This is a genomic window from Nitrobacter sp. Nb-311A (genome assembly GCF_000152905.1).
In the GTDB taxonomy this organism is placed as follows: Bacteria; Pseudomonadota; Alphaproteobacteria; order Rhizobiales; family Xanthobacteraceae; genus Nitrobacter.
This window is the reverse complement of record NZ_AAMY01000002.1, coordinates 270,608-293,351: the sequence shown is the minus strand read 5'-3', so window position 1 is coordinate 293,351 and position 22,744 is coordinate 270,608. Positions and strand designations below refer to the sequence as shown.

Annotated in this window: 22 protein-coding genes; 4 read left to right on the top strand and 18 right to left on the bottom strand. The window is 63.2% G+C overall.

All coding sequences use genetic code 11. The annotated features are described in order from the left end of the window. The first annotated feature begins 14 nt into the window (after positions 1 to 14). Positions 15 to 335 carry a thioredoxin gene (gene trxA / locus NB311A_RS01435; protein ID WP_009796619.1) on the top strand — a complete coding sequence of 107 codons (321 nt, stop codon included), beginning with the start codon at positions 15 to 17 and terminating at the stop codon, positions 333 to 335. 229 nt (positions 336 to 564) lie between these two features. On the opposite strand, the gene NB311A_RS01430 is transcribed toward trxA, so the two are convergent. The 11 genes from NB311A_RS01430 to NB311A_RS01380 form a co-directional block, all read right to left on the bottom strand. Beyond that, positions 565 to 1,887: a folylpolyglutamate synthase/dihydrofolate synthase family protein gene (locus NB311A_RS01430; protein ID WP_009796618.1), complete on the bottom strand. Its 1,323-nt coding sequence runs from the start codon at positions 1,885 to 1,887 to the stop codon at positions 565 to 567. After that, positions 1,884 to 2,843, bottom strand: coding sequence for an acetyl-CoA carboxylase, carboxyltransferase subunit beta (gene accD / locus NB311A_RS01425; RefSeq protein ID WP_009796617.1), 960 nt, complete (start codon positions 2,841 to 2,843; stop codon positions 1,884 to 1,886). Before accD ends, NB311A_RS01430 begins: the two co-directional genes overlap by 4 nt. Before the next feature lie 328 nt (positions 2,844 to 3,171). Continuing rightward, positions 3,172 to 4,017, bottom strand: a complete 846-nt coding sequence (gene trpA / locus NB311A_RS01420) for a tryptophan synthase subunit alpha (RefSeq protein ID WP_009796616.1) — start codon at positions 4,015 to 4,017, stop codon at positions 3,172 to 3,174. After that, a complete protein-coding gene (trpB, locus tag NB311A_RS01415) occupies positions 4,014 to 5,258 on the bottom strand; it encodes a tryptophan synthase subunit beta (protein WP_040673679.1) in 1,245 nt (414 codons plus the stop codon). The genes trpA and trpB overlap by 4 nt, the downstream gene beginning before the upstream one ends. 150 nt (positions 5,259 to 5,408) lie before the next feature. Further along, positions 5,409 to 6,086 (bottom strand): phosphoribosylanthranilate isomerase, encoded by a 678-nt coding sequence (locus NB311A_RS01410; protein ID WP_009796614.1) that lies wholly within the window; start codon positions 6,084 to 6,086, stop codon positions 5,409 to 5,411. Positions 6,087 to 6,249: 163 nt separating this feature from the next. Next, positions 6,250 to 6,597: a LapA family protein gene (locus tag NB311A_RS01405; protein ID WP_009796613.1), complete on the bottom strand. Its 348-nt coding sequence runs from the start codon at positions 6,595 to 6,597 to the stop codon at positions 6,250 to 6,252. An 85-nt stretch (positions 6,598 to 6,682) separates the two neighbouring features. Next, complete coding sequence (locus NB311A_RS01400) at positions 6,683 to 6,988, bottom strand: integration host factor subunit beta (protein ID WP_009796612.1); 306 nt, start codon at positions 6,986 to 6,988, stop codon at positions 6,683 to 6,685. A 230-nt stretch (positions 6,989 to 7,218) separates the two neighbouring features. Beyond that, the gene (gene sppA, locus NB311A_RS01395) at positions 7,219 to 8,196 is read right to left on the bottom strand and encodes a signal peptide peptidase SppA (RefSeq protein WP_040673736.1); all 978 of its coding nucleotides are present in this window, start codon (positions 8,194 to 8,196) and stop codon (positions 7,219 to 7,221) included. 330 nt (positions 8,197 to 8,526) lie between these two features. Continuing rightward, positions 8,527 to 9,267 carry a sulfate transporter family protein gene (locus tag NB311A_RS01390; RefSeq protein WP_009796610.1) on the bottom strand — a complete coding sequence of 247 codons (741 nt, stop codon included), beginning with the start codon at positions 9,265 to 9,267 and terminating at the stop codon, positions 8,527 to 8,529. 176 nt (positions 9,268 to 9,443) lie between these two features. Further along, on the bottom strand, positions 9,444 to 9,932 hold the full coding sequence (locus tag NB311A_RS01385; protein WP_040673735.1) for a peroxiredoxin: 489 nt from the start codon (positions 9,930 to 9,932) through the stop codon (positions 9,444 to 9,446). Between the two features lie 177 nt (positions 9,933 to 10,109). After that, positions 10,110 to 11,039 (bottom strand): YiiX/YebB-like N1pC/P60 family cysteine hydrolase, encoded by a 930-nt coding sequence (locus NB311A_RS01380; RefSeq protein WP_009796608.1) that lies wholly within the window; start codon positions 11,037 to 11,039, stop codon positions 10,110 to 10,112. A gap of 234 nt (positions 11,040 to 11,273) precedes the next feature. On the opposite strand from NB311A_RS01380, the gene NB311A_RS01375 reads away from it, so the two are divergent. Both NB311A_RS01375 and NB311A_RS01370 read left to right on the top strand, forming a co-directional pair. After that, the gene (locus tag NB311A_RS01375) at positions 11,274 to 12,710 is read left to right on the top strand and encodes an NAD(P)/FAD-dependent oxidoreductase (RefSeq protein WP_040673678.1); all 1,437 of its coding nucleotides are present in this window, start codon (positions 11,274 to 11,276) and stop codon (positions 12,708 to 12,710) included. Continuing rightward, the gene (locus NB311A_RS01370) at positions 12,707 to 13,375 is read left to right on the top strand and encodes an ATPase (RefSeq protein WP_009796605.1); all 669 of its coding nucleotides are present in this window, start codon (positions 12,707 to 12,709) and stop codon (positions 13,373 to 13,375) included. Before NB311A_RS01375 ends, NB311A_RS01370 begins: the two co-directional genes overlap by 4 nt. A 79-nt stretch (positions 13,376 to 13,454) precedes the next feature. Here the strand turns inward: NB311A_RS01370 and pheT are convergent, their stop codons facing one another. The 6 genes from pheT to infC all read right to left on the bottom strand — a co-directional run bounded on the left by pheT (position 13,455) and on the right by infC (position 19,326). Further along, the gene (gene pheT / locus NB311A_RS01365; RefSeq protein WP_009796604.1) at positions 13,455 to 15,893 is read right to left on the bottom strand and encodes a phenylalanine--tRNA ligase subunit beta; all 2,439 of its coding nucleotides are present in this window, start codon (positions 15,891 to 15,893) and stop codon (positions 13,455 to 13,457) included. Next, positions 15,890 to 16,396: an endonuclease domain-containing protein gene (locus NB311A_RS01360; RefSeq protein ID WP_009796603.1), complete on the bottom strand. Its 507-nt coding sequence runs from the start codon at positions 16,394 to 16,396 to the stop codon at positions 15,890 to 15,892. The genes pheT and NB311A_RS01360 overlap by 4 nt, the downstream gene beginning before the upstream one ends. Before the next feature lie 86 nt (positions 16,397 to 16,482). After that, positions 16,483 to 17,565 carry a phenylalanine--tRNA ligase subunit alpha gene (gene pheS, locus NB311A_RS01355; RefSeq protein ID WP_009796602.1) on the bottom strand — a complete coding sequence of 361 codons (1,083 nt, stop codon included), beginning with the start codon at positions 17,563 to 17,565 and terminating at the stop codon, positions 16,483 to 16,485. 189 nt (positions 17,566 to 17,754) lie between these two features. Beyond that, positions 17,755 to 18,114 carry a 50S ribosomal protein L20 gene (rplT, locus tag NB311A_RS01350; RefSeq protein WP_009796601.1) on the bottom strand — a complete coding sequence of 120 codons (360 nt, stop codon included), beginning with the start codon at positions 18,112 to 18,114 and terminating at the stop codon, positions 17,755 to 17,757. Between the two features lie 65 nt (positions 18,115 to 18,179). Further along, positions 18,180 to 18,380 carry a 50S ribosomal protein L35 gene (gene rpmI / locus NB311A_RS01345; RefSeq protein ID WP_009796600.1) on the bottom strand — a complete coding sequence of 67 codons (201 nt, stop codon included), beginning with the start codon at positions 18,378 to 18,380 and terminating at the stop codon, positions 18,180 to 18,182. Between the two features lie 406 nt (positions 18,381 to 18,786). Next, positions 18,787 to 19,326 (bottom strand): translation initiation factor IF-3, encoded by a 540-nt coding sequence (gene infC / locus NB311A_RS01335; protein ID WP_086008661.1) that lies wholly within the window; start codon positions 19,324 to 19,326, stop codon positions 18,787 to 18,789. 193 nt (positions 19,327 to 19,519) lie between these two features. Here infC and NB311A_RS01330 point away from each other — a divergent pair, with 193 nt between their 5' ends. Further along, the gene (locus NB311A_RS01330; protein ID WP_009796598.1) at positions 19,520 to 20,293 is read left to right on the top strand and encodes a carboxylesterase; all 774 of its coding nucleotides are present in this window, start codon (positions 19,520 to 19,522) and stop codon (positions 20,291 to 20,293) included. Between the two features lie 165 nt (positions 20,294 to 20,458). On the opposite strand, the gene NB311A_RS01325 is transcribed toward NB311A_RS01330, so the two are convergent. Beyond that, positions 20,459 to 22,699, bottom strand: a complete 2,241-nt coding sequence (locus NB311A_RS01325) for a DUF2235 domain-containing protein (RefSeq protein ID WP_009796597.1) — start codon at positions 22,697 to 22,699, stop codon at positions 20,459 to 20,461. Positions 22,700 to 22,744 lie beyond the last annotated feature (45 nt).

The window sequence follows — 22,744 nt, the reverse complement described above, 5'->3', positions numbered from 1 at the left end:
CAACGAGGTATTCCATGGCTGTTGGCAAGGTTTCGGACGCCAATTTCGAAGCGGAAGTGCTCAAGGCGACTGGCCCGGTCGTGGTTGATTTCTGGGCGGAATGGTGCGGCCCCTGCCGCATGATCGGCCCGGTGCTCGACGAAATCTCCAGCGCGATGGGCAGCAAGGTCAAGATCGTGAAGCTCAACGTCGACGAGAGCCCGAGAACGGCCTCGAAATACGGCGTGATGTCGATCCCCACCCTGATGATCTTCAAGGGCGGCGAGCTGGCCTCACGTCAGGTCGGCGCGGCGCCGAAGCAAAAACTGGAGCAGTGGATCACCGCCACGGTCTGATCCTTGCCATTGAATTTGTTTAAGACGGCCGGTGATCAATTCGCCGGCCGTTTTGTTTGGCAGGGCAGACGTCATGTTTGCCCTTCTCCCCTGGCGGGAGAAGGTACTTTCGCGCGGCGAAGGCGGATAAGCGAGCCACAAACATTGTTATTGCCGCTCACCGTCCCCGATGCATCGAGAGCACCCAAGAGCGAGCTTTGCACGTCCCGGCTTTCGCGACGGAAGAGCGTCAGGTCGGCGGCGTGCCGTTCTCCGCGAGCACGTGACCGGCGAGATACAATGATCCGGTGATCAGAATGCGCGGCGGAATTTCGTAGGCAAGACGCGCCACCGATTGCAGCGCGGCGGCGACGCTCAGCGCGGTTTCGGCGCGCATGTCGAGCGCGCGCACCTCTTTCGCCAGGACCTCCGAAGGCATCGCGTTCTCCATCTCCGGAATCGGCACGGCAATGACATGGCGCGTCAGGCCGGCGAAGTTAGCGAGAAAGCTCCGCGCGTCCTTGTTACCCATCATGCCCGCAATCACCACCAGCGGCCGCGACACCCGCTCCTCGAGATCGCCGAGCGCCGCCGCCGCGACCCGCCCGCCATCGGCATTGTGCCCGCCGTCGAGCCAGATCTCTGCGTCTCGCGGCGCCTGATCCACGATCCGGCCGGCTGTCAGCCGCTGCATCCGCGCCGGCCATTCCGCGCCGGTCACGCCGCGCTCGAACGCCGGCGCCTCGATGCTGAAACGGTCCTGCGCCCGCAGCGTCGCGATCGCAAGACCCGCATTGTCGAACTGGTGCCGGCCGAACAGCCGGGGCGCGGCGAGGTCGAGCAGACCGCATTCGTCCTGATAGACCAGTCGCCCGTGTTCGACGTGGACGTGCCACTGCTCACCGGCCACATGCAGCGGGCTGCGCATCCGTTTCGCCCGCTGCTCGATCACCGCCTGCGCCTCCGGCGGCTGTTCCGCGGAGATGACAGGCACCCCAGGCTTGATGATGCCCGCCTTCTCGCCGGCAATCTGCATCAGCGAGCCGCCCAGAAACTCGACATGATCGATGCCGACTGGCGTGATGACGCTCGCCAGCGGCGCCTCGACCACGTTGGTGCTGTCGAGCCGGCCGCCGAGGCCGACCTCGAGCAGCAACACGTCGGCAGGATTCTCGGCAAACAGCAGGAAGGCCGCAGCGGTCTTTATTTCGAAAAGCGTGAGCGGATCGCCGCCATTGGCGCGCTCGCAGTCGAGCAGCGCAGCGCGCAAGGCATCGTCGGCAACCAGCGCTCCCGCAAGCCGCACGCATTCGTTGATCCTCACCAGATAGGGCGAGGTAAAGACATGCACGCGCAAGCCGGCGGCCTCGAGGATCGCGCGCAGATAGGCGACGGTCGATCCCTTGCCGTTGGTGCCGGCGACATGAATGACCGGCGGCAACTTGCGTTCGGGATGATCGAGCCGCTCCAGGATGCGCCACATCCGGCCGAGCGTGAGATCGATCCTCTTCGGATGCAGCTGCGAGATCCGCGCAACAACGTCGTCGAGCGGCGTTTGCGGAACAGCGCTCACGCCGGAGGTGCGGCTGGCGCCGCCGGCGGCGCCTCCGCAGCGGCAGCCGGTTCGGCCGGCTCGTCCGGAGGGACGGGAGAAGAGAGTTCCGGTTCCGCCTCGATCGTTTCCGGCGCCTTGGTCAGCAATCGGCACAACCGCGCCAGCGTCGGCCGCAACTCGTGACGATGCACCACCATGTCGATCATGCCGTGGTCTCGCAAATATTCGGCGCGCTGAAAACCGTCCGGCAGTTTCTCGCGGATAGTCTGCTCGATGACGCGGGCTCCGGCGAAGCCGATCAACGCACCGGGCTCCGCGATCTGAACATCCCCGAGCATCGCATAGGAGGCCGTGACGCCGCCGGTGGTCGGATTCGTCAGCACCACGATGTAGGGCAGGCTTGCCTCGCGCAGCATCTGCACCGCGACCGTGGTGCGAGGCAGCTGCATCAGCGATAGCACGCCCTCCTGCATCCGCGCGCCGCCCGACGCCGCGAACACGATGAAGGGACATTGTTTTTCGACCGCGAGTTCGAGGCCTCGCACAATGGCCTCACCCGCCGCCATGCCGAGCGAGCCGCCCATGAAATCGAAGTCCTGCACCGCGATGACGACGGCGGAGCCTTCCAGCTTGCCGAACCCGACCTTCACGGAATCATGGAGTCCGGTCTTGGCGCGCGCGTCCTTGATGCGGTCGACATACTTGCGCTCATCGCGGAATTTCAGCGGATCGGCAGGCACCTCCGGCAATGCCACATCGTACCATGTCTCGTTATCGAAGATCGAGCTCAGCCGCGCGTCGGCGCTCATGCGCATGTGATAGTTCGATCCGGGGATGACGAACTGGTTGCTCTCGACGTCCTTGTAGAACACCAGCTGTCCGGTGTCGGGACACTTGATCCAGAGATTATCCGGCGTTTCCCGCTTGAGGATGTTGCGGATTTTCGGCCGGACGACGTTAGTCAACCAATTCATCGAAGACGCTCCATAACCGAGCAGCGATCAACCCCTGCGCAGTTGCCCGCGCAACGCAGCGAGGCATTCCGCCGGGGTTTTCTAGAGCTATTCCGGCTTTGACGGAATCAAAGCCGGGCTCCAGCTTTTTGTTTTGACGCGTTTTCTTGACGCGAACCGGTATCCACTTCGCTCGAAAACGCTATAGCTCAAATAACCTTGAAAAGGGACCCCGCGAACCCTTCTCCGCGCATAGATGCGGCTCGGCGCCCTCTTCCACAAGGGCGTATTGAAACCGCTATTTCCGGGGCCCGCCATTCCTCTGGAAAAAGGGCAGCGCCAAAAACCGCTACCCGCTTGTCTTCACCCCGCCTTTGGCCGACCGTACGCCTTCGGCCAGCGACGCCGCGAGATCGGCGACCATGTTGACAGTTTCGGCCGTCGCCTTGCCGTCGGCGTCAAGGCTGCCGCTGAGCACATCGACCAGCGCCGAGCCGACCACCGCGCCGTCGGAGCGCTCGGCGATGCCGCGCGCCGCATCCGGGGTGCGGATGCCGAAGCCGACGCAGACCGGCAGGCTTGTATGGCGCTTGATGCGCCCGACCGCCTCGCCGACGGCCGCCGAATTCGCCGCAGCGCTGCCGGTGATCCCCGTGATCGAGACGTAGTACACAAAGCCGGACGTATTCGCGAGCACCGCCGGCAGCCGCTTGTCGTCCGTTGTTGGCGTTGCGAGGCGAATGAAGTTCAATCCGGCTTTCATCGCCGGGATGCACAACTCAGAGTCTTCCTCCGGCGGCAGATCGACGACGATCAGACCGTCGATGCCGGCCGCCTTCGCATCGTCAAGAAACGTCTCGACGCCGTAGATATAGATCGGATTGTAGTAACCCATCAGCACGATCGGCGTCGAATCGTCGTCTTTGCGGAAATCGCGGATCATCCGCAACGTCTTGGTCAGGGTCATGCCCGCGTTGAGCGCGCGCCGCCCGGCCGCCTGGATCACCGGACCATCCGCCATCGGATCGGTGAAGGGCATTCCGATCTCGATGATGTCTGCGCCGGCCTTGGGCAACGCCTTGATGATGGCGAGCGAGGTCACGGGGTCAGGATCGCCGGCCATCAGAAAGGTGACGAAGGCCGAGCGTTCCTGCTTCCGCAACTCGGCAAAGCGCGTGTCGATACGGGTGGTCACGTCTTCCTGCCCTTCAGAATGTCGCCGACCTGCGGCACGTCCTTGTCGCCGCGGCCAGAGAGGTTGACCACCATCAGGTGATCCTTCGGCCGCTCCGGCGCGAGTTCGATGACGCGCGCGATCGCATGCGCCGATTCCAGCGCCGGGATGATGCCTTCCAGCCGCGTGAGCAACTGAAACGCCGCCAAAGCCTCCTCGTCGGTCGCGGAGAGATAGGTGACGCGGCCGGTCTCGTGTAGCCATGAATGCTCAGGACCGATGCCGGGATAATCCAGCCCCGCGGAAATGGAATGCGCGTCCTGGATCTGGCCGTCGTCATCCATCAGGAGATAGGTGCGGTTGCCATGCAGCACGCCCGGCCGTCCGCCGGTGAGCGAGGCCGCATGCAGCTTGTCGAGGCCATGTCCAGCGGCCTCGACGCCGAAAATCTCCACCGAGGATTCGTCGAGGAAAGGGTGGAAAAGTCCCATCGCGTTGGAGCCGCCGCCGATGCAGGCGATCAGCGAATCCGGCAGACGCCCCTCCGCCTCCTGCATCTGCTGGCGGGTTTCGTCGCCGATGATCGCCTGGAAGTCACGCACCATCATCGGATAAGGATGCGGCCCAGCCACCGTGCCGATGCAATAGAAGGTGTCGTGCACATTGGTCACCCAGTCGCGCAGCGCCTCGTTCAGCGCGTCCTTCAGCGTGCGGGTGCCGGACTGCACCGGCACCACTTTCGCCCCCAGCATTTCCATGCGGATGACGTTCGGCTCCTGCCGCGCCACATCCACCGCGCCCATATAGACCACGCAGTCGAGGCCGAAACGCGCGCACAGCGTTGCTGTGGCGACGCCGTGCTGACCGGCGCCGGTCTCGGCGATGATGCGCTTCTTGCCCATGCGCCGCGCCACCAGAATCTGGCCGAGCACATTATTCACCTTGTGCGAGCCGGTGTGGTTGAGTTCCTCGCGCTTCAGGTAGATTTTTGCGCCGCCCGCGCGGCCCGAGGCCGCGGCAATCGCCCGAAGGTGCTCGGTCAGACGCTCGGCGAAATACAACGGCGACGGCCGGCCGATGTAATCCTTGCGATAGCGCGCCATGTCACGCTGGAATGCGGGATCGACCCTGGCGTCGGCATAGGCCTTCTCAAGATCGAGGACCAACGGCATCAGCGTTTCCGCAACAAAGCGGCCGCCGAACATTCCGAAGTGCCCGCGCTCGTCGGGGCCGGACCGGAAGGAGTTGGGGAGAGAATTCATTTTCACCCTTCGTCATGGCCGGATGTGTTCCACCCATCCACGTCTTGCGTGCTGTGAATTTCGGCGGAGATCGATGCCCACGGCGCAGACATGGTTACGCAATCTGCGCCTGCTCTACGCGGGCATGACGGCTGCCGTAATACTCCGGGATTACTGCACATGCGAGGTCGCTTCGCGCAAACTGGTTTCCGCCGCTCGCGCAGCCCGAATAAAATCCCGGATCATTCGGGAATCCTTGACCCCCGGCGAGCTTTCCACGCCTGACGAGACATCGACCCCGCCGGGGCGGGTGATGCATATTGCGTCGTGAATATTGCCTGGGGCCAGACCTCCCGACAGCATGAATGGAATATCAACGGACAGATTTTCCAGAACACGCCAGTCGAAGGGCACGCCGAGGCCGCCCGGCCGGGTCGCATCCTTTGGCGGACGCGCATCGAACAGCAGGCGGTCGGCGGCGGCAGCATAATCGGGCAGATCCGCAAGATCGGCGGCGGTCTCAACCCCGATCGCCTTCATCACGGGCAGGCCGAAGAGCCGCTTGATCTCGCGGATACGGGCTGCGGTTTCCTTGCCGTGCAGTTGCAGCAAATCCGGCCGCAGAGCCTCGATGATTCCCCTCAACGTCGCGTCGTCGGCGTCCACGGTCAGCGCGACCTTGTCCGCCCGGCCTCGCACCAGCGGGCCGAGTTCGCGCGCACGCGAAAGCTCAAGATGCCGCGGCGACGGTGGAAAGAAGACGAAGCCCACCATATCGGCGCCGGCCTGTAACGCCACATCGAGCGCCGAAGGGGTGGACAGGCCGCATATCTTGACGGTCAGGGACATGGTCTCGAATGATATCCGGGCGCAAGCCGGCAACCGGCAGCCCGGCCGGGCGCGGCTGTCAAGCGCGATGGGCGGGTTCTACAACGTCGCAAGGGGCTTGTCTCGCCCGCGTGAGAACGTTTCCTTCCCCCACACTTTTCCTCGCCCTGCTGCTCTAAGGCCGCTATCCGGCGCGCCGGGTCAGATCCGGCAGTCGCGACGTCTCCCGCGATTCGTAGCGGGATCGCAGATCGGCCAGTTCCACGCGCGCTTCTCGCGCATCCGTCTCAAACTGGCGTGCCGTATGCCGCCAGCGGCGCTGCCCGAACCAGGTCGCCATGCTCCCGGCGACCACACCGAAAATCGCGACCGCGATAATGAGAATGAACAGCGGCAGCGTGACGCCGGTCCCTGGGTCGTTTCCACCGAAGGGATCGAACGTCACCGTCACCAAATGGCGATTGGCGAACGCGAACACGATGAAAAGGACACCAAGCGGAATCAGGATCAGGCCGGTCAGGAATTTGCGCATGATCTCTCTCGCGACGCAGCGTCAATCGGCACTTACTGCTGACGGGTTCACTCGCCGATTGATGGGGCCGCTCCCCTGAAATTTCCTACGCGCTTGCTTCGCTCGTCGCATTCTCGCGATTGAGCCGCTCACGCATCTCCTTGCCGGTCTTGAAAAACGGAACGCTTTTCTGATCGACCGGGACGTGTTCTCCCGTACGCGGATTCCGGCCCGCGCGGGCAGGACGATGTTTAACAGAAAACGCACCAAAACCACGCAATTCGACGCGATCGCCCCGCGCGAGAGCGGCGACAATCTCATCGAGAATCGCGTTCACGATGTTCTCCACGTCCCGCTGGTAGAGGTGCGGGTTGTGTTCGGCGATGCGCTGAACGAGTTCGGATTTGATCATCGAGACTAAGGCCCATGCGTGGGAAGCCCATTTCCTTGGAAATGGTCAGGACTGTCAAGACGCTAAATGCGATTCGAGTCGTTATCGCATTTTCGAGCGGGGTTGAATCCGGTTCGCGTGAAGAAATCGGGTCAAATCAAAAAGATAGAGTCTTTCAACCGCGAAGGCTTGCGTTGCAGCATCAGAGTTCCTCGCAATGCAAAAATGCCCGCTCACGACCGGTTCCGACCTCAGTTCGACGGTGCGGGCTGCCATAACGCCAGCATTCCGTTGAGGCCAAGGCGATCTGCCGCTCCCACAAACCCGGTCTGCTCAACCTGTCGAGCGATGCTGTTCAGTCCCAGCGCGTCAAAGGCCACGGAAGCGGCGGTGCGAAGAAACGTCAGGTCGGTGAAGCGCGGCGACAATTTGAAATCGCGCACGGGAAGGTCGGGCGCGACTTTCTTTTCCGCCACAAGCCACGCGATCGCGACCTTCTCGTCGCCGAGCTGATCGATCAACTTAAGGTTCACCGCCTGCCGTCCGGTGAAAACGCGTCCATCGGCGACCTTCTCGAGTTGCGCGTCGTCCATACCGCGCCGATCCCGCACCAGACCGCGAAACCAGTCGAAAGAATCCTTCACCAGGGCATCAATCGCGGCCCGCGCCTCCGGACTGGTCGGTTCATATCCGTTCGGGGCCGCTTTCAGCGGCGATGATTTCATTGCCTCCATTTGAACCCCGACCGTTTTCAAAAGTTCGGTAAAATTGGGATACTGAAACAGCACGCCGATCGAGCCGACCAGCGCAGTTTGCTGCGCGACGATGTGATCGGAGGCGAGCGCGGCGATATATCCGCCCGACGCGCCGAGCCCTTCCACCACCACGACCATCGGCTTCTTGGCCTTCAGGCGGGTCAGGGCGTCATAAAGCTCCTCGGACCCGGCGGTGGTGCCGCCGGGCGAGTTGATGTGGACGATGACTGCGGGTGCGCTCGACTTCCCGAGTCGCTCCAGTGCCTCGACTCGCTTTTGGTCGCTGCGAATCAGACCGTTGATGCTGACACGTTGGATTGCGGAGGCGCCGGTCAGCTTACCGCCCCAAGGCGTAGCGTAAGCGCCGACTGCGATGACCGCGCCGATCACGATCAAAGCCGACGCCACGCGCCAGAAAGTAAGCTTGCGGCGCAACCTGCGGCGATCGACGATCACGTCGGATTCCATCGACATCGGCATTTCTCCTCAAGGATTATTGCGGTCGATCACACCGTCGCCGGTGCATCATATTCAGGGCTAGCGTGATGGTTCAGAAGTTTGCTTTCAATGTCCAGCGAGTCTGCCAGGCGAGCTCCTGAACCTAAACCACACTAGAATTCTAAAGTTGCGAGTGCTTCGATTCCGAAGGTCGCATCAAAAATTGCTGCAAGCATATGCGAACGTCGGAATCGGGACACCAGTCAAATACACCAATTGCCGCGCAATATGAAGAAAGCATGGCCGGTTCCCAACCATACGCCAGACTGCGAAAGCCCGCCGGTTTTGTGATTCGGACTCATCCGTCTATCGGCTGCGCCGATCCGGCGTGATCAGTTCGGATCGCGGCCCCGACAGCCGCTTGTGCAAGTGGACCATGAAGGCCATTCCGAACAGCGGCGTCGCCAGATTGACAATCGGAATCGTCACGAACGCTGCGACGACGAGGCCGGCCAGAAACACCGTGGAGGCGTTATCGCGGCGCATCGCCTTGGCCTCCGCCGGTGAACGGAACCGCATCGCCGCAAGTTCGAAATATTCCCGGCCGAGCAGCCACGCCGTTGCGATGAAAAACGCGATCACGCCCGCGCCGGCCACGAACACGAACGGCAACGCTATCAGATAGACGAGCAGCGTCAGCAGCGCCGTCTTGATGCTCTCTGTCATCGCGACGCCAATCGGCAGCGCCGCGCCCGGCCGGTCGGCCGGATAATGCTGGTGCTCGACGATCTCCGCGACATCGTCGACAAAAACACCAGCCACCAGCGAGGTGATCGCAGGCATCAGGAATACCGCGCCGAACACGATGCCCAAGCCTGCGGCAATTGAAAGAATCCAGGCGAGGATATTGAGCGGCGTGTGGAAGGCCGGCCCCAGCATGGTCTCCGCCCAGAGTTCGCCCGATCCGGTAAGCCAGCTCAAAAGCCGCTGCAATCCGACCGCGGCGACGACGATCAGCACCAGCGCCAGCCCGATCACGCGCCACAGGATAGCCCGCATCGGCGGCGAAAGAATCTGCGTAAGGGCATTGACAGCGGCGCCGATCATGAGGGTGCGTTCCCCAGAGAATCCTGCGCTCAAATAAACGCCGCAACCCGCGCCGGCAAGAGCACGGACGACCTCGGGCTTGACTCCAGGATGGATGCCGGCTTCGCGTCGAGAAAACGCGTCAGATTAAGAATCGTGGAGCCGCGCTTCTGATTTCCGTCGGAAGCGGAAAGGCTTCAGGCGGCGTAGGTTTGCGCGCCCGCAAGTTCAGCCGCGATCATGGCGCCAAGCGCCATGTCGCTCTGTTGGCCGAAACCGTGATGTACAATGCGTCCGTTGCGGCCGATCAAAACGCTGGTCGGTGTGCCCTGCATTCCGTAGCGGCCCATGGTGACGGGCAGCGGGGTGCCATCGCCCGCGGCATCGACGCCGATCGGAAACGTCAACCGGTATTCGTGAATGAAGGCTTGAAGCGAAATCGGTGTCATTGCAGCATGATGTTCGAACACCGTGTGCAGACCGATCACCTGAAGATCGGTCGCCTTGAACAATTCATAGGCGCGCTGGGTCTGCGGCGTACCATGCGCGACACAGCCGGGACATAGCATCTGGAAGGCATGGAGCAGTACCGGGCGGCCGCGCAGCGCGGCCAGCGTCATGGGCTCGGCTGTGTTGAACCATTGCGACACGGCGAGTTCGGGAGCGGTGACTTCGGCGTCGGTCATGGGATTGCCTCGCGAGGCCATTTACGGCCCGGTTTTACCGCACGATCTCTCGGTCGGATGAATCATGATAACGGCCAGATCCGGCGATGCAATGTTCGCTCATTGCCGGGGCCTGCGCTTGCGGCGGGACGTCGCGTCAGGGCTGGTTGACCTTGCAGCGGGCGCGCAACACTGCCGTCACGCGCGCGCGCTGCGGACATATGCAGCATCGCCAGCTTCAGATTGCGGCCGCGACGGGGAGTTTTCGTGGGCGATCACCTCTTCAACCGGCGAGGACGAGTCAATCGGCGCAGGAAAAAACGGCGGAGCGCCCGCCCCGACCCGAAAAGGGTCCGATACACGCTCAGCTTCAGAAGGCGACTTCGGCTTATCGGCCCAATGAAGGGACCTGTAGTCGAACCCCCGCGCGATCGTGGGTTTGACGATTTCGAAATAGGGGGAGATGTCGAAATCTCGCGGCATATAGAGCGAGGAATCCCGAATGTGCAGAATCTCGCGCCGTGCGCGACGGCTGCCCGCGCGCGTAATCTTCGGCAGGACCGGGTAGCGCACGGCGCCGAACGCCTGCGCGATCAGCGCCGAACAGATGATCTTCGTCGGATCGCCGGAGCCGATCGCGATCATGCGCCGCCGCCAGCGCTGCGGCACGGGCAGCGGAATCAGATAACGCATCAGATCGACGATGTTCTTGGTATCGTAGCCGAAGCCGATCCGGTTGATGGCATAGCGGCATACCGTGATGCGGTCCTCGTAAGACAGGCCGACCGGACGGCACAACCGGCTGTGATAAGGAAAATACTTCGACAGCGGCGCCGAGATGACGCCCTCGCCGACATTGGCCTCGATCAAAACATGCGGCTCGCCATCGGCTTCACAGGCGCGGCTGATCGGGCCGACATATAGCGCGGCATGCGACCACGTCGATTGCGTCAGATACTTGATCATTCCGGAGATGCGGCTATTGCCTTCGACCAAAAGAACGTCGCCTTCCTGAATCAGGCCGCGCAACCGTTCCGGATCACTGGGCGTGAACGGCTCGTATCCCGGCAGCTCCTTCTGGAGATACGCCGCGATCCATTTTCCGACCGTATCGAGTACGAGACCCATGGCAGTCTCTCTCCGCGTTTCGCGCCTGACCGGTTTTCCCTCCTTACCATGGTCAGAACCCGTTGCAATTTGGTTCATGGCTGCGATCGCGGCATTATCATGGATTCACCATGACGGTTGCCGCAGGCTCATCGATGCGGCAAATTGACTGTGTCCCGGATCCGAAGTTTGCCTGCGACCTTCGGATCCGCCAAACGCCGGTCATTCCCGCATTCAAATCTTGGAAACCATGCCATGAGAATGACGCGCCGTGATTTCCTGTCGGCTACCGCCGCCTGCGCGGCAGGAGTGAGCATCGGCCGCGCGCGGGCCGCGACGCTGCCGCGCGAGGCCGACATCGTTGTGATCGGCGCAGGCGCCGCAGGCATCGCGGCGGCGCGGCGGATTCAGGCCGCGAATCGCACCGTGCTCGTGGTCGAAGCGGCGGACAGGATCGGCGGACGCTGTCATACCGATACCAGGAGTTTCGAAACGCCGTTCGATCGCGGCGCGCGCTGGCTGTTTGAACCCGACACCAACCCGATCCTCAGGCTGGCGCGAAGCGCGGGAACGGATCTGTTTCCGGTTTCGCTCGGCCAGAAAATCCGCATCGGGCGGCGTAACGCGCGTGCCGGCGAAACCGAGCAGTTTCTCGCGGCGCTGATGCGCGCAAGGCGGGCCATCGGCGAGGCAGCGCGAAAAAAGATCGACGTCGCCTGCGCCTCGGTGCTGCCCGGCGATCTCGACGTCTGGGCTGGGACGATCGATTTCGTACTCGGCGCCAGCGCCACTGGAAAGGATCTGAAAAATCTCTCGGTAATGGATCGGGCGAGCGCGCCGGAGCGTAATTCCGCGATCGGCTGCAAGCAGGGCCTCGGCATGTTGCTCGCGACGCTCGGCCAAGCCGTCCCCATAAGTTTGTCGACGCCTGTCAGCCGGGTAACGTGGGCCGGCCGCGCCATTGGAGTCGAGACGCCCGCAGGTCGTATCGATGCACGGGCCGTCATCGTTACCGCGTCCGTCAATGTGCTGACCGCGGGCAACATCCGCTTCACGCCCGAATTACCGAAGCGTCAACTTGATGCGGCTGCGAAATTGTCGCTCGGCAGCTACGATCGCATCGCGCTGTGGTTGCCCGATAATCCGCTCGGCTTCGAATCCGGCGAGACCTTGATCGAGCAGAGCAGCGACGGAAAGACCGCGCTCCTCGTGGCGAACGCGAACGGATCGTCGCTGTGCACGGTTGACGTCGCAGGCAGCTTCGGCCGCGATCTGTCGGCGCAAGGAGCGAGCGCGATGACGGCCTTCGCCACGGACTGGTTGGCCAGGCTGTTCGGCAGCGATGCCGCGGCCGGGGTGAAGCAGTCCGTCACGACCCGATGGAACGCCGACCCTCATGCGCTCGGGGCGATGTCGGCGGCAGAACCCGGCGGACATCCGGCGCGGAGAATTCTGATGGAGCCGCTGGGCAACCTGTTTCTCGCCGGTGAAGCCGCACACGATACGCTGTGGGGTACCGTCAACGGCGCATGGGAGAGCGGCGAGCGAGCGGCGGACGCCGCGCTGCGGAAAATCGGCGCGAGCAAGCAACCGGCGCCGCCCTCAGCGTCGAAGCATAAGCCCGTCCGACGCCGCAGACGAACGCCGGCGCAGTCCGCGAACGACGCCTTCGGCTTTCCGCTGCCCCGATGACGCGACCGAACGCGCTGATTTCATGGTCGTCCGGCAAAGACAGCGCCTTCGCGCTGCATCAGATCCGCCGCGAGGGCGCGTTCGACGTCGTCGGCGCGCTGACCACGGTGAACGAGAGCTTCGACCGCGTCTCGATCCACGGCGTGCGTCAGAAGCTCTTGGACGCTCAACTCACCGCCGCGGGACTGCCGCCGCGCATCGTGCCGCTTCCCAATCCGTGCCCGAACGATGCCTATGAAGCGCGGATGAAGCGGGCGATGGCGGATGCAAAGCAGGCCGGCATCACGCATATCATCTTCGGCGATCTGTTTCTCGCGGACATCCGCGCCTATCGCGAACAGAAACTTGCGGGCACCGGTATCGCGCCGGTGTTTCCATTGTGGGACCGGCCGACCTCGGTGCTTGCGCGGGAGATGATCGCAAGCGGGCTGGAAGCCCGTCTGGCCTCGATCGACCGGGCGAAGCTTGACCGTTCGTTTGCCGGCCGCGCCTTCGATAAGCGGTTGCTGGAGGACCTTCCGGCCGGAATCGATCCGTGCGGAGAGAACGGCGAGTTTCACACTTTCGTTTTCGCGGCGCCGATATTTTCGCAACGGATCGAGGTCACATGCGGCGACATCGTCGAGCGCGACGGGTTTGCCTATTGCGATCTCGTGCTTGCGTAACACGACATTCTGCCGGTGCTGCTGGAGTCTTCAAAATATTTTTCGCCAGCGTCGAGAGGGCGCGAGACCGCCGCGCATGCTATCCGCGCAGGCTCCCGCCGGTCCTTTTCCCGACCTCGGCGACAACTTTCGCCGCGACCGCGTCGATCTCCTGATCGGTGAGTGTCTTGTCACGCGGCTGCAGCGTCACCGCGATGGCGACCGATTTCTTGTTCGCATCGATGCCCTTGCCTTCGTAGAGATCGAACACAGTGACGCCGGCGATCAGTTTCCTGTCCACGTTCTGCGCAGCGCGCACGATGTCGGCGGCATTCACGCCGCGATCGACGATGAAGGCGAAATCGCGCGACACCGGCTGAAAGGCCGGCAGTTCCAGCACCGGCTTGGCGCGCGTCGCTTTCTGCTTTGCTTCCGGAACACGGTCGAGGATCACCTCGAACGCCATCACCTGACCGTCGGCCTTCAACGCCTCAAGCACGCGCGGATGCAGTTCGCCGAAATAGCCGAGCACGTTCTGCGGTCCGATCTGGATCGCAGCCGAACGTCCGGGATGCAGCCATGCCGGAAGGCTTTTCGAATCACCACTGCCTGCGACCTGTATCGCCTGCACCGGAGCGCCGGCTGCGGCAAGCACCGCAAGCGCATCGGCCTTGGCGTCGAGCGCATCGGCGGTCGCGGAGCCGGACCAGTGCCGTCCCGCTCCTTTCGACGAAGCAATGCCGCGGCGAACGCCGGCGGCCGCCGTGAACTGATCCTGCGGACGATCGCCTTTGAAAATCTGACCGACCTCGAACAGCGCAACATCGGGAAAGCCGCGGTCGGCATTGGCCTGCGCGATCGCGACGAGACCCGGCAGCAGGCTCGGCCGCATGTCGGACAGATCGGAGGCAATCGGATTGGCGAGCGCCAGTTCACTCGAGCCCCCGCCGAACAGCTCGGCCTGCGATTTTGCGATGAACGACCAGTTGACGGCTTCGACCATGCCGCGCGCCGCCAGCGCGCGCCGCGCCCGTCGCGTGCGCGACTGGATCGGCGTCAGCACAGGCTTGCGCTGAGCGTCGCCGCGATCGAACGGCGTCATCGGCACCTTGTCGACGCCGACGATGCGCACGATTTCCTCGACGATGTCGGCCTTGCCCTGAACGTCGGTGCGCCAGGTGGGAATGGCGACCTTCACCACAGGGCCATTGCCGGCAACCATGAAGCCGAGATGGCCGAGAATGCGCCGCACTTCGGCCAGAGGCACGTCGATGGCCGCAAGCCGCCTGATTTCGCTCAAGGGGAAATCGATCACCTTATCGTCGGGCAGCGCCTGACCAACCACAACGTTTTCGGACGGCGTGCCGCCGCACAATTCCGTCACCAACCGCGTCGCCATCTCAAGCCCCGGCACCATGAAGGCGGGATCGACGCCGCGCTCGAAGCGATAGCGTGCGTCCGAATTGATGCCGAGCCTGCGGCCGGTCTGGGCGATATTGATCTCGCTCCACAGCGCTGATTCGATCAGCACGTCGGTTGTGGTCTCATCGCAGCCGGTTTCCTCGCCGCCCATGATGCCGGCAAGCGATTCGACGCCCTTGTCGTCGGCGATGACGCAGACGTTCGGATCGAGCGTATAGGTGCGGCCGTCGAGCGCCTTAAGCGTCTCACCGTCGCGGGCGCGGCGTATCGTGAGATGGCCGTGCACCTTCTTCGCGTCGAACACATGCAGCGGGCGACCGCGGTCGTAGGTCATGAAGTTGGTGATGTCGACCAGCGCATTGATCGGGCGCAACCCGATCGAGGTCAGGCGCCTTTGCAGCCACTCCGGCGACGGACCGTTCTTCACCCCGCGCACCATTCTCAGCGCGAAGCCGGGGCACAGCGAAGCGTCCTCCACCGTGACCTGCACCGGACAGGGGAATTCGCCCTTGACCGGCTTGATGGTCGGATCCCTGAAGCGGCCCATGTCGGCGGCGGACAGATCGCGCGCGATGCCGTGCACGCCGGTGCAGTCCTGCCGGTTCGGCGTCAGGTTGATCTCGATCACGGGATCACCGAGCCCGGCCCATTCCGCATAGCCAACGCCGACCGGCGCGCCGGCGGGCAGTTCGATGATGCCGTCGTGATCCTCGGAGATTTCAAGCTCGGCGGCCGAGCACAACATGCCGCGGCTCTCGACGCCGCGGATGGTGCCGACGCCGAGCGTGATGTTCTTTCCCGGAATGTGAGTGCCCGGCGGCGCGAACACGCTGATCAGGCCCTCGCGCGCATTCGGCGCGCCACACACCACCTGGATATGAGCGGGCTCGCCCTTGTCGCTGGTCTCGCCGGTATCGACCATGCACACCCTGAGACGATCGGCGTTCGGATGCTGCACGGCGGAGACCACCCGCGCGATGGTGAAGGGCGCGAACGTCTTCGACTTGTCCGCGATATGCTCGACCTCGAGCCCGATCATGGTGAGCTTGTCGGCGAGTTTTTCCAGCGGCTCATCGGTGTCGAGATGTTCTTTCAGCCAGGAGAGAGTGAATTTCATGGCTGAGGACCTCGGATTGATGTAGCGGCGATTTCGGAAGATGTTTGATCGGATACGGACGAGGAAGCCGAGGTTTGACACGCGCTTTTTCTGTTCCCTCCCCCCTTGTGGGGGAGGGGCAGGGAGGGGGGTGAGCAACTCGCACACGCCGAAGCTGTGAGGCGAATCGTTTCCACAACACCTTCCAGATTCGATGTCACATCGTGATTGCTGAAGCGCAGCACGCGAAAGCCTTCCGCGACGAAGAATGCGTCGCGGACTTTGTCATCCTTTTGCTGCACACCGAAGTCGTGTGAATAGCCGTCAAGCTCGACGATCAACTTTGCCGACAGACAGACAAAATCCACGATGTACCGTCCGAACGGGGCTTGTCCGCGAAAGCTCAATCCGTCAGTCCGATTGGCCTTCAAATGACGCCAGAGCAGCGTTTCAGCGGGCGTCATCGTCCGACGCAATTGCTTCGCGCGACTGCGTTGAAGCGTACTGACTGCGGCATGCGGCATTCTGCTTTACCCCCCTTCCTGACCCTCCCCCACAAGGGGGGAGGGAACAGAAAGCAAGCGCGCGGCGGCGCAGGCGCAGGCAACAGTCACGAACTCAATCCCCCCGCCAGCGTCGGGATCTCGAGCGGCTTGAAGCCGTAGTGATTGAGCCAGCGCACGTCGCCCTCGAACAACTGCCGCAGGTCGGCGATGCCGTATTTCAGCATCGCGATGCGGTCGATGCCCATGCCCCAGGCGAAGCCCTGATAGGTTTCGGGATCGAGTCCGCACAGCTTCAAGACGTTCGGATGCACCATGCCGCAGCCGAGAATCTCCAGCCAGTCCTCGCCTTCGCCGAAGCGAATCTCGTGCTTGTCGCGGCGGCACTGGATGTCGACTTCCAGCGACGGCTCGGTGAACGGGAAAAACGACGGACGGAAGCGCATGTTGACGTTGTCGACCTCGAAGAACGCCTTGCAGAATTCGTGCAGGATCCATTTGAGGTGGCCGAGATGCGACGACTTGTCGATCACCAGGCCCTCGACCTGATGGAACATCGGCGTGTGGGTCTGGTCCGAGTCGCTGCGATAGGTGCGGCCGGGACAGATGACACGGATCGGCGGCTGCTGGCTCAGCATGGTGCGCACCTGCACCGGCGAGGTGTGAGTGCGGAGCAGGAGGCGCGAGCCGTCGTCTTTCGGATTGAAGTAGAAGGTGTCGTGCATCTCCCGCGCCGGATGACCCTCCGGGAAATTCAGCCGCGTGAAATTGTAGTCGTCGGTCTCGATATCCGGGCCCTCGGCGACCGCGAACCCCATGTCGGCGAAGATCGTGGTGACCTCGTCCCACACCTGGCTCAGCGGATGGATGCGGCCGGCTTCCGCGGGCGTCTCGCGCAAGGCAAGCGTGACGTCGATGGTTTCCGACGCAAGGCGGGCGTCGAGCGCGCGCGCCTTCAGCACCTCGCGGCGCGCGGCCAGCGCCCGCGTCACCGCGTCCCTGGCGAGGTTGATCTTCGCGCCTTCGGTCTTGCGTTCGTCCGGCGACATCTTGCCGAGAGTGGAGAGCAGCGCCGAGATCGAGCCTTTCTTGCCGAGCGCCGCGACGCGCACCGCCTCCAGGGCGGCCTCGTCGGAGGCGTTCGCGATGTCGGCAAGAATGTTGGATTGGAGATCAGTGAGATTCGGCATGGACGGCGCCCCGTACTCCCACCTCCCCCTGGAGGGGGGAGGTCGATCTGCACAGCAGATCGGGTGGGGGTGAATCGGAATGCGGGGCGCGTGCAGGTTGGCAGGACACCCCACCCCGACGCCTCACGACGACGCATAGCGTCGTCATGCGGCGCCGACCCTCCCCCTCCAGGGGAGGGTAATATACGATCAGGCCGCGAGCGCGGCCTTGGCCTTCTCGGCGATCGCCTGGAACGCGGCGGGCTCGTTGATGGCGAGATCCGACAGCACCTTGCGGTCGACCGTGATGCCCGACTTCGACAGCCCGTCGATGAAGCGGCTGTAAGTCATGCCGAACGGCCGCACGGCGGCGTTGAGGCGCTGGATCCACAGCGCGCGGAAGGTGCGCTTCTTGCGCTTGCGGTCGCGGAAGGCGTACTGCCCGGCCTTGTCGGCGGCCGCCTTGGCGGCGCGGATGGTGTTCTTCCGGCGGCCGGAAAACCCCTTGGTGACCTTGTAGACTTTCTTGTGCTTGGCATGAGCCGTCACACCGCGCTTGACGCGAGCCATGACTGAACTCCTCTCAAAATCAACGGGTTAAATACGGGTTGCCGCGTCGGCCGCGGCGAGCGACGTCAGGCGTTGGGCAAGAAGTATTTCTTGATGTTGTCGCCGTCGGTCTTGAACAGAACGCGGGTGCCGCGGAGCTGACGAATCTGCTTCTTGGTCCGCTTGATCATGCCATGGCGCTTGCCGCGCTGGGCATGCTTGACCTTCCCGGTGGCCGTGATCTTGAAGCGCTTTTTCGCGCCCGATTTGGTCTTCAGCTTGGGCATTTGGCTCTCCTGTCACCACGACGAAACCCGCCCGGATAGGGCGGTACGGTGGCTGAAATGATCGCTATTGAGCATGATCTTATCCGAAAACCGGTTCCCGCTTGGATCATGCCTTAGAGCGCTGAAAGTGCCCGGCAATTTCTAACGAAATCCCGGCACGGTCGTCGCCACGGCAGCCCTTGAATCAGCCGGGCGGCGAAGATGGGGCTTATGGCAGAGGATGCCGCGAAAAGCAACGGAGAACCCGGGTCCGGGCGCGATATGATCTCGCAAACCGTTTCCGAGAGCCGCCTCCGCGAAAGCAGGGACAAAGGCCCGGGCTTGACCCGGGCATCCATCGATTTTGAGCAGGATGGATGCCGGATCAAGTCCGGCAATGACGTGCGATCGTCGAGACTTCCGGCGATCAGCGCGGAGCCAGCACCATGACGACCTGGCGGCCCTCGAACCTGGCGTCCTGTTCAACCTTGGCGAAGGCGGCGACGTCGGCCTTCACCTTGTCGAGCAGCTTGGTGCCGATCTCCTGATGCGCCATCTCGCGGCCGCGATACCGCAAGGTGATCTTGACCTTGTCGCCTTCTTCGAAAAACCGCTGCATCGCCTTCATTTTCACGTCGTAGTCGTGATCGTCGATCATCGGACGGAGCTTGATCTCCTTGATCTCGACGATCTTCTGGCGTTTGCGGGCTTCGGCGGCTTTCTTCTGGGCCTGAAACTTGTATTTCCCGTAGTCCATGATCTTGCAGACGGGAGGACTGCTGTTCGGCGCGATCTCCACGAGGTCCATGCCGGCTTCCATGGCCATCTTGATCGCGGCGATCGTTTCCACAGTACCTTTGTTGGTACCGTCCTGGTCGATCAGTTGAACTTGAGCATTGCGGATTTCATCATTGGTGCGCGGTCCGTCTTTCGCGACGGGCATTGGCGCTCTACTGGGACGGCGAATGGGTGGCTCTCCAATATTGTGAAAGGAGCGTCTACTTTGAAGGAATAAGCGGCGGCGGGCAAGCGGCGGGATTCAACACGGGGCAAAACATCGAACGCGAGGTATTTTGGCCACGCCGACCAATTCCGGGACATCCCGGAGCCGGCTGTTCCCGGCAAACCGCAGGACACCACGCAAGACAGGGGCGGACACCATGACGAGCGGGACGGCAGCGCAGTTCATCGAGGTCGGAGGCAACGACGCCGCGCGCCGGATCGCCGTGCGGGCGCGGAGCGGCGGCGCGGCCGGCCTGTTCTGGCTGGGGGGGTTCAAATCCGATATGGCGGGCACCAAGGCGCTCGCGCTCGATGCATGGGCGGCGGACCACGGCCGGGCCTGCGTGCGGTTCGACTACTCCGGTCACGGGGAAAGCGGCGGCGAGTTCACCGACGGCACCATCAGCCGCTGGCTCGAGGAAAGCCTCGCGGTGTTCGATGGCTTTTGCGAGGGGCCGCAGGTGGTGATCGGCTCGTCGATGGGCGGCTGGATCGCGCTCCTGCTGGCGCGCGAGGTCGCGCGACGAGCCTCCTCCCGCGCCACGCTCGCAGGCCTGGTGCTGATCGCGCCGGCGCCCGATTTCACCGAGGAACTGATGTGGAAGACCTTTCCGCCGGAGGCCAGGCATGCCATCGAAACACGTGGCGTGTGGTTGCAGCCGTCCGATTACGGCGACCCTTATCCGATCACGCGCAAACTGATCGAGGACGGGCGGAATCATCTGCTGCTGGGCGGCAGCATCTCGGCGGGCTGTCCGGTGCGTATCCTGCAGGGCGCGCAGGATCTGGACGTGCCATGGCGTCACGCCTTAAAGCTGACCGAACGGCTGCCGAGCGACGACGTGGTGCTGACGATGATTCAGGATGGCGACCACCGGCTGTCACGTCCCCAGGACATCGCGCGCATCCTCGCGGCGGTGGAGGAATTTTAGAGCATTCTCCGGCGAAGCGGATACCGGCTCGCCGGAAGAAAATGCGACCAGACAATAATTTCCGGAGCATGATCCGATTCAACATGATCGGATCATGCTCCGGAGCCGGCCGCCGGAGCGCGTTTCCGAACCGGGCGGCCGTTCAAACCGTTGATCCCGTACGCTTCATCTGCGCTTGACGATGAGTTTGGCGGAGCCTTCATTGTTACGATAGAATGCGTCGTAGAGTCCGGGGATGCCGACCACCGCATCGTTGACGAACACAAGCAACTCGCCACTGCGCGTCGGCCGGACCACCGCCTCGATGGTGCCGTCTTCCGGATCGGGATCGAGAAACACCTCCTCGCCGCCGACCGCGCCGTAGCGCAGCACCACGCGAAACCACGGCCGCGTCAGTTCGCGGCGCAGGGGAACGCCGAGCACCAGCGCGAGCTGCTGATGCCAGTTCGGCGCATCGGTCGAGTAGAATCCGCCGAGCGGAGACGGAATGCCGCCGTCCCGGAACGGCTCGGCGGTCTCGACCTTGACCAGGTAGCGCGCGCCGTTGCCTTCGACAAAAATGCCGCTGTTGTTGCACAGGCCGGATGTGGCGAAGGTCACGCTGGCCTCCTCGCCGCGAGCCAGCCTTTCCGCGTTGGGGTCCTCCCGACAGGTGAAGCCCGCAATGTCCTGAACGTTGTAAAGAAGGTGGCTCGTCAATGTGACGCCGAGATAGACAAACAGGAGCGCGAAGAACGCCGGCGCGCCGCGCCGCTTCAGCCAGTTGTGAAAAGCGATGTAGATGCGGCTGGTGCGCAGCCGATAAATCCAGTTTGTCGGCCGCGCGGTGGGCGCGGACGGAGCGCGCCGCCAGATCGCGCCCATCTTGTCCGAGATGCCGGCTGCGAGCCATCGGCTCCAGCCGATCAAAACGATCACGGCGAAAAGCAGCAGCGAAAACTGCACGGGGCTACGGGCGTAGCCGTCGATCCAGGTCTGCGCGAATCCCGGCAGGAAGCCGCCGACCAGGCGGATGATGTCCGAGATCCAGCGGACCGGGCTGAGATATTCGTCCTTGGCGGGCAGCTTGCGCAACAGCGGATAGAGCACGAGCCAGAGCGAAACGCCGACGGTGAGGAAATAGACGATGCGGCGCTTCCACACGTCGTTCCAGACATGCTCCTGCGCCTCGGCGCGCGTCGCCGCCTGATCCGAGGTTTCAAGGCCGAACGTATCGGGCGTGACGATCCGCCCGTCATACGTCGCGACATCGTACACTGCGGGCAGGCCCGCGGGCGCATAGGCATGGGCGCGGCTCGCGATGCGGCACAACGCGCTCTCGTGAATCTTCGGCCGCGCCACCGACACCACGTCCCGTTTTGCGTAGGTGTAGTTAGAGAGAAGTTCGAGCTTGCGCGGCCCGTAACGATAGTAGCCGCCGATACCCTTGCGCGGATCATAGAGCCGGCCGTCCTTGTCGCAGTTGACGATGGCATGCTTGAAGGTGTCGGGATCGGCCGGCGGGGTCCCCTGATCCGACTTGAAACGCAAGCCGCAGGCCTCCGCCTCCCGCAGCATCCAGACCAGCGGGATATAAGCCAGCGAATCGTCGGGATAGCCGCCGCCGACATTGGAGTGAACGCCGGGAAACCAGACCTGACTCACCTGCTCGTCGGCAAGATAGCGCTCGCCGTCCCTCCGCGGCGAGGCGGACCTTGCTCCGCGCTCGTCCCACAATTCGGGATGGAACGTGGTTCGCTCCTCGTCGATCGACAGCGCCTGGCAGGCCCGCATCACCCGCGTGAGATCGAGTCTGTGGTCGGGAAATTGCAGCGGCCAGAGGAAACGGCTGACACCTCGCGTCATCTCGTCGATCGGCAGCCCATAGGCGGCGACCGTGTCCCACACGCCGATGAAGCGGATGCGCTGGATCACGCGATTGTCCGCCTTGTCGTAATGGTCGCGCCAGACCAGATCGCGCAAGGCCCGGAACAATTGCTCGATGCGCCAGACCGTATGATAGCGTTCGCGGCGATAGGCGCGATAGGCTGCGCGCGCCTTGCGGTCGAGTTCTTTCTCGGTGGCGGCGGCAATCAGTCCCTGATTGAGGATCAACCCCATCACCACGCGAATGGTGAAGGCGCCCCGGCTGAAGCCGAAACCGAAGATCTCGTCGCTATCGTCTCGCCAGTTGCGGCAGGCGAACTTGTAGATATCGATGACGTTGCGTTTCAGCCCGAAGCCGAAAGCGCCGCCGAGCAGCGCCAGCGGCTTGAACGACGACGTCCCGACGCCGTCGTCGTAGAACGCGACCTGATCCGACCCCGAAACGTCGAGCGCCTCGAACGTGCGCCAGACATTGGTGCGCCAGACCTTCGCCGCGGAATTTCCGGTGCCATCGGACAGCAGAACAATTTTCCGGCCCATGCCAGCCCCCCGGAAATGATGCCGCAGGACGTTAATTCGTCTCTT

Excerpts from the sequence above, each read along its gene's own strand:
- trxA (WP_009796619.1), top strand. The coding sequence starts at position 15 with ATGGCTGTTGGCAAGGTTTCGGACGCCAATTTCGAAGCGGAAGTGCTC.
- accD (WP_009796617.1), bottom strand. The coding sequence starts at position 2,843 with ATGAATTGGTTGACTAACGTCGTCCGGCCGAAAATCCGCAACATCCTC.
- trpB (WP_040673679.1), bottom strand. The coding sequence starts at position 5,258 with ATGAATTCTCTCCCCAACTCCTTCCGGTCCGGCCCCGACGAGCGCGGG.
- NB311A_RS01410 (WP_009796614.1), bottom strand. The coding sequence starts at position 6,086 with ATGTCCCTGACCGTCAAGATATGCGGCCTGTCCACCCCTTCGGCGCTC.
- NB311A_RS01405 (WP_009796613.1), bottom strand. The coding sequence starts at position 6,597 with ATGCGCAAATTCCTGACCGGCCTGATCCTGATTCCGCTTGGTGTCCTT.
- NB311A_RS01400 (WP_009796612.1), bottom strand. The coding sequence starts at position 6,988 with ATGATCAAATCCGAACTCGTTCAGCGCATCGCCGAACACAACCCGCAC.
- sppA (WP_040673736.1), bottom strand. The coding sequence starts at position 8,196 with ATGTCGATGGAATCCGACGTGATCGTCGATCGCCGCAGGTTGCGCCGC.
- NB311A_RS01390 (WP_009796610.1), bottom strand. The coding sequence starts at position 9,267 with ATGATCGGCGCCGCTGTCAATGCCCTTACGCAGATTCTTTCGCCGCCG.
- NB311A_RS01385 (WP_040673735.1), bottom strand. The coding sequence starts at position 9,932 with ATGACCGACGCCGAAGTCACCGCTCCCGAACTCGCCGTGTCGCAATGG.
- NB311A_RS01380 (WP_009796608.1), bottom strand. The coding sequence starts at position 11,039 with ATGGGTCTCGTACTCGATACGGTCGGAAAATGGATCGCGGCGTATCTC.
- NB311A_RS01375 (WP_040673678.1), top strand. The coding sequence starts at position 11,274 with ATGAGAATGACGCGCCGTGATTTCCTGTCGGCTACCGCCGCCTGCGCG.
- NB311A_RS01370 (WP_009796605.1), top strand. The coding sequence starts at position 12,707 with ATGACGCGACCGAACGCGCTGATTTCATGGTCGTCCGGCAAAGACAGC.
- pheT (WP_009796604.1), bottom strand. The coding sequence starts at position 15,893 with ATGAAATTCACTCTCTCCTGGCTGAAAGAACATCTCGACACCGATGAG.
- NB311A_RS01360 (WP_009796603.1), bottom strand. The coding sequence starts at position 16,396 with ATGCCGCATGCCGCAGTCAGTACGCTTCAACGCAGTCGCGCGAAGCAA.
- pheS (WP_009796602.1), bottom strand. The coding sequence starts at position 17,565 with ATGCCGAATCTCACTGATCTCCAATCCAACATTCTTGCCGACATCGCG.
- rplT (WP_009796601.1), bottom strand. The coding sequence starts at position 18,114 with ATGGCTCGCGTCAAGCGCGGTGTGACGGCTCATGCCAAGCACAAGAAA.
- rpmI (WP_009796600.1), bottom strand. The coding sequence starts at position 18,380 with ATGCCCAAGCTGAAGACCAAATCGGGCGCGAAAAAGCGCTTCAAGATC.
- NB311A_RS01330 (WP_009796598.1), top strand. The coding sequence starts at position 19,520 with ATGACGAGCGGGACGGCAGCGCAGTTCATCGAGGTCGGAGGCAACGAC.
- NB311A_RS01325 (WP_009796597.1), bottom strand. The coding sequence starts at position 22,699 with ATGGGCCGGAAAATTGTTCTGCTGTCCGATGGCACCGGAAATTCCGCG.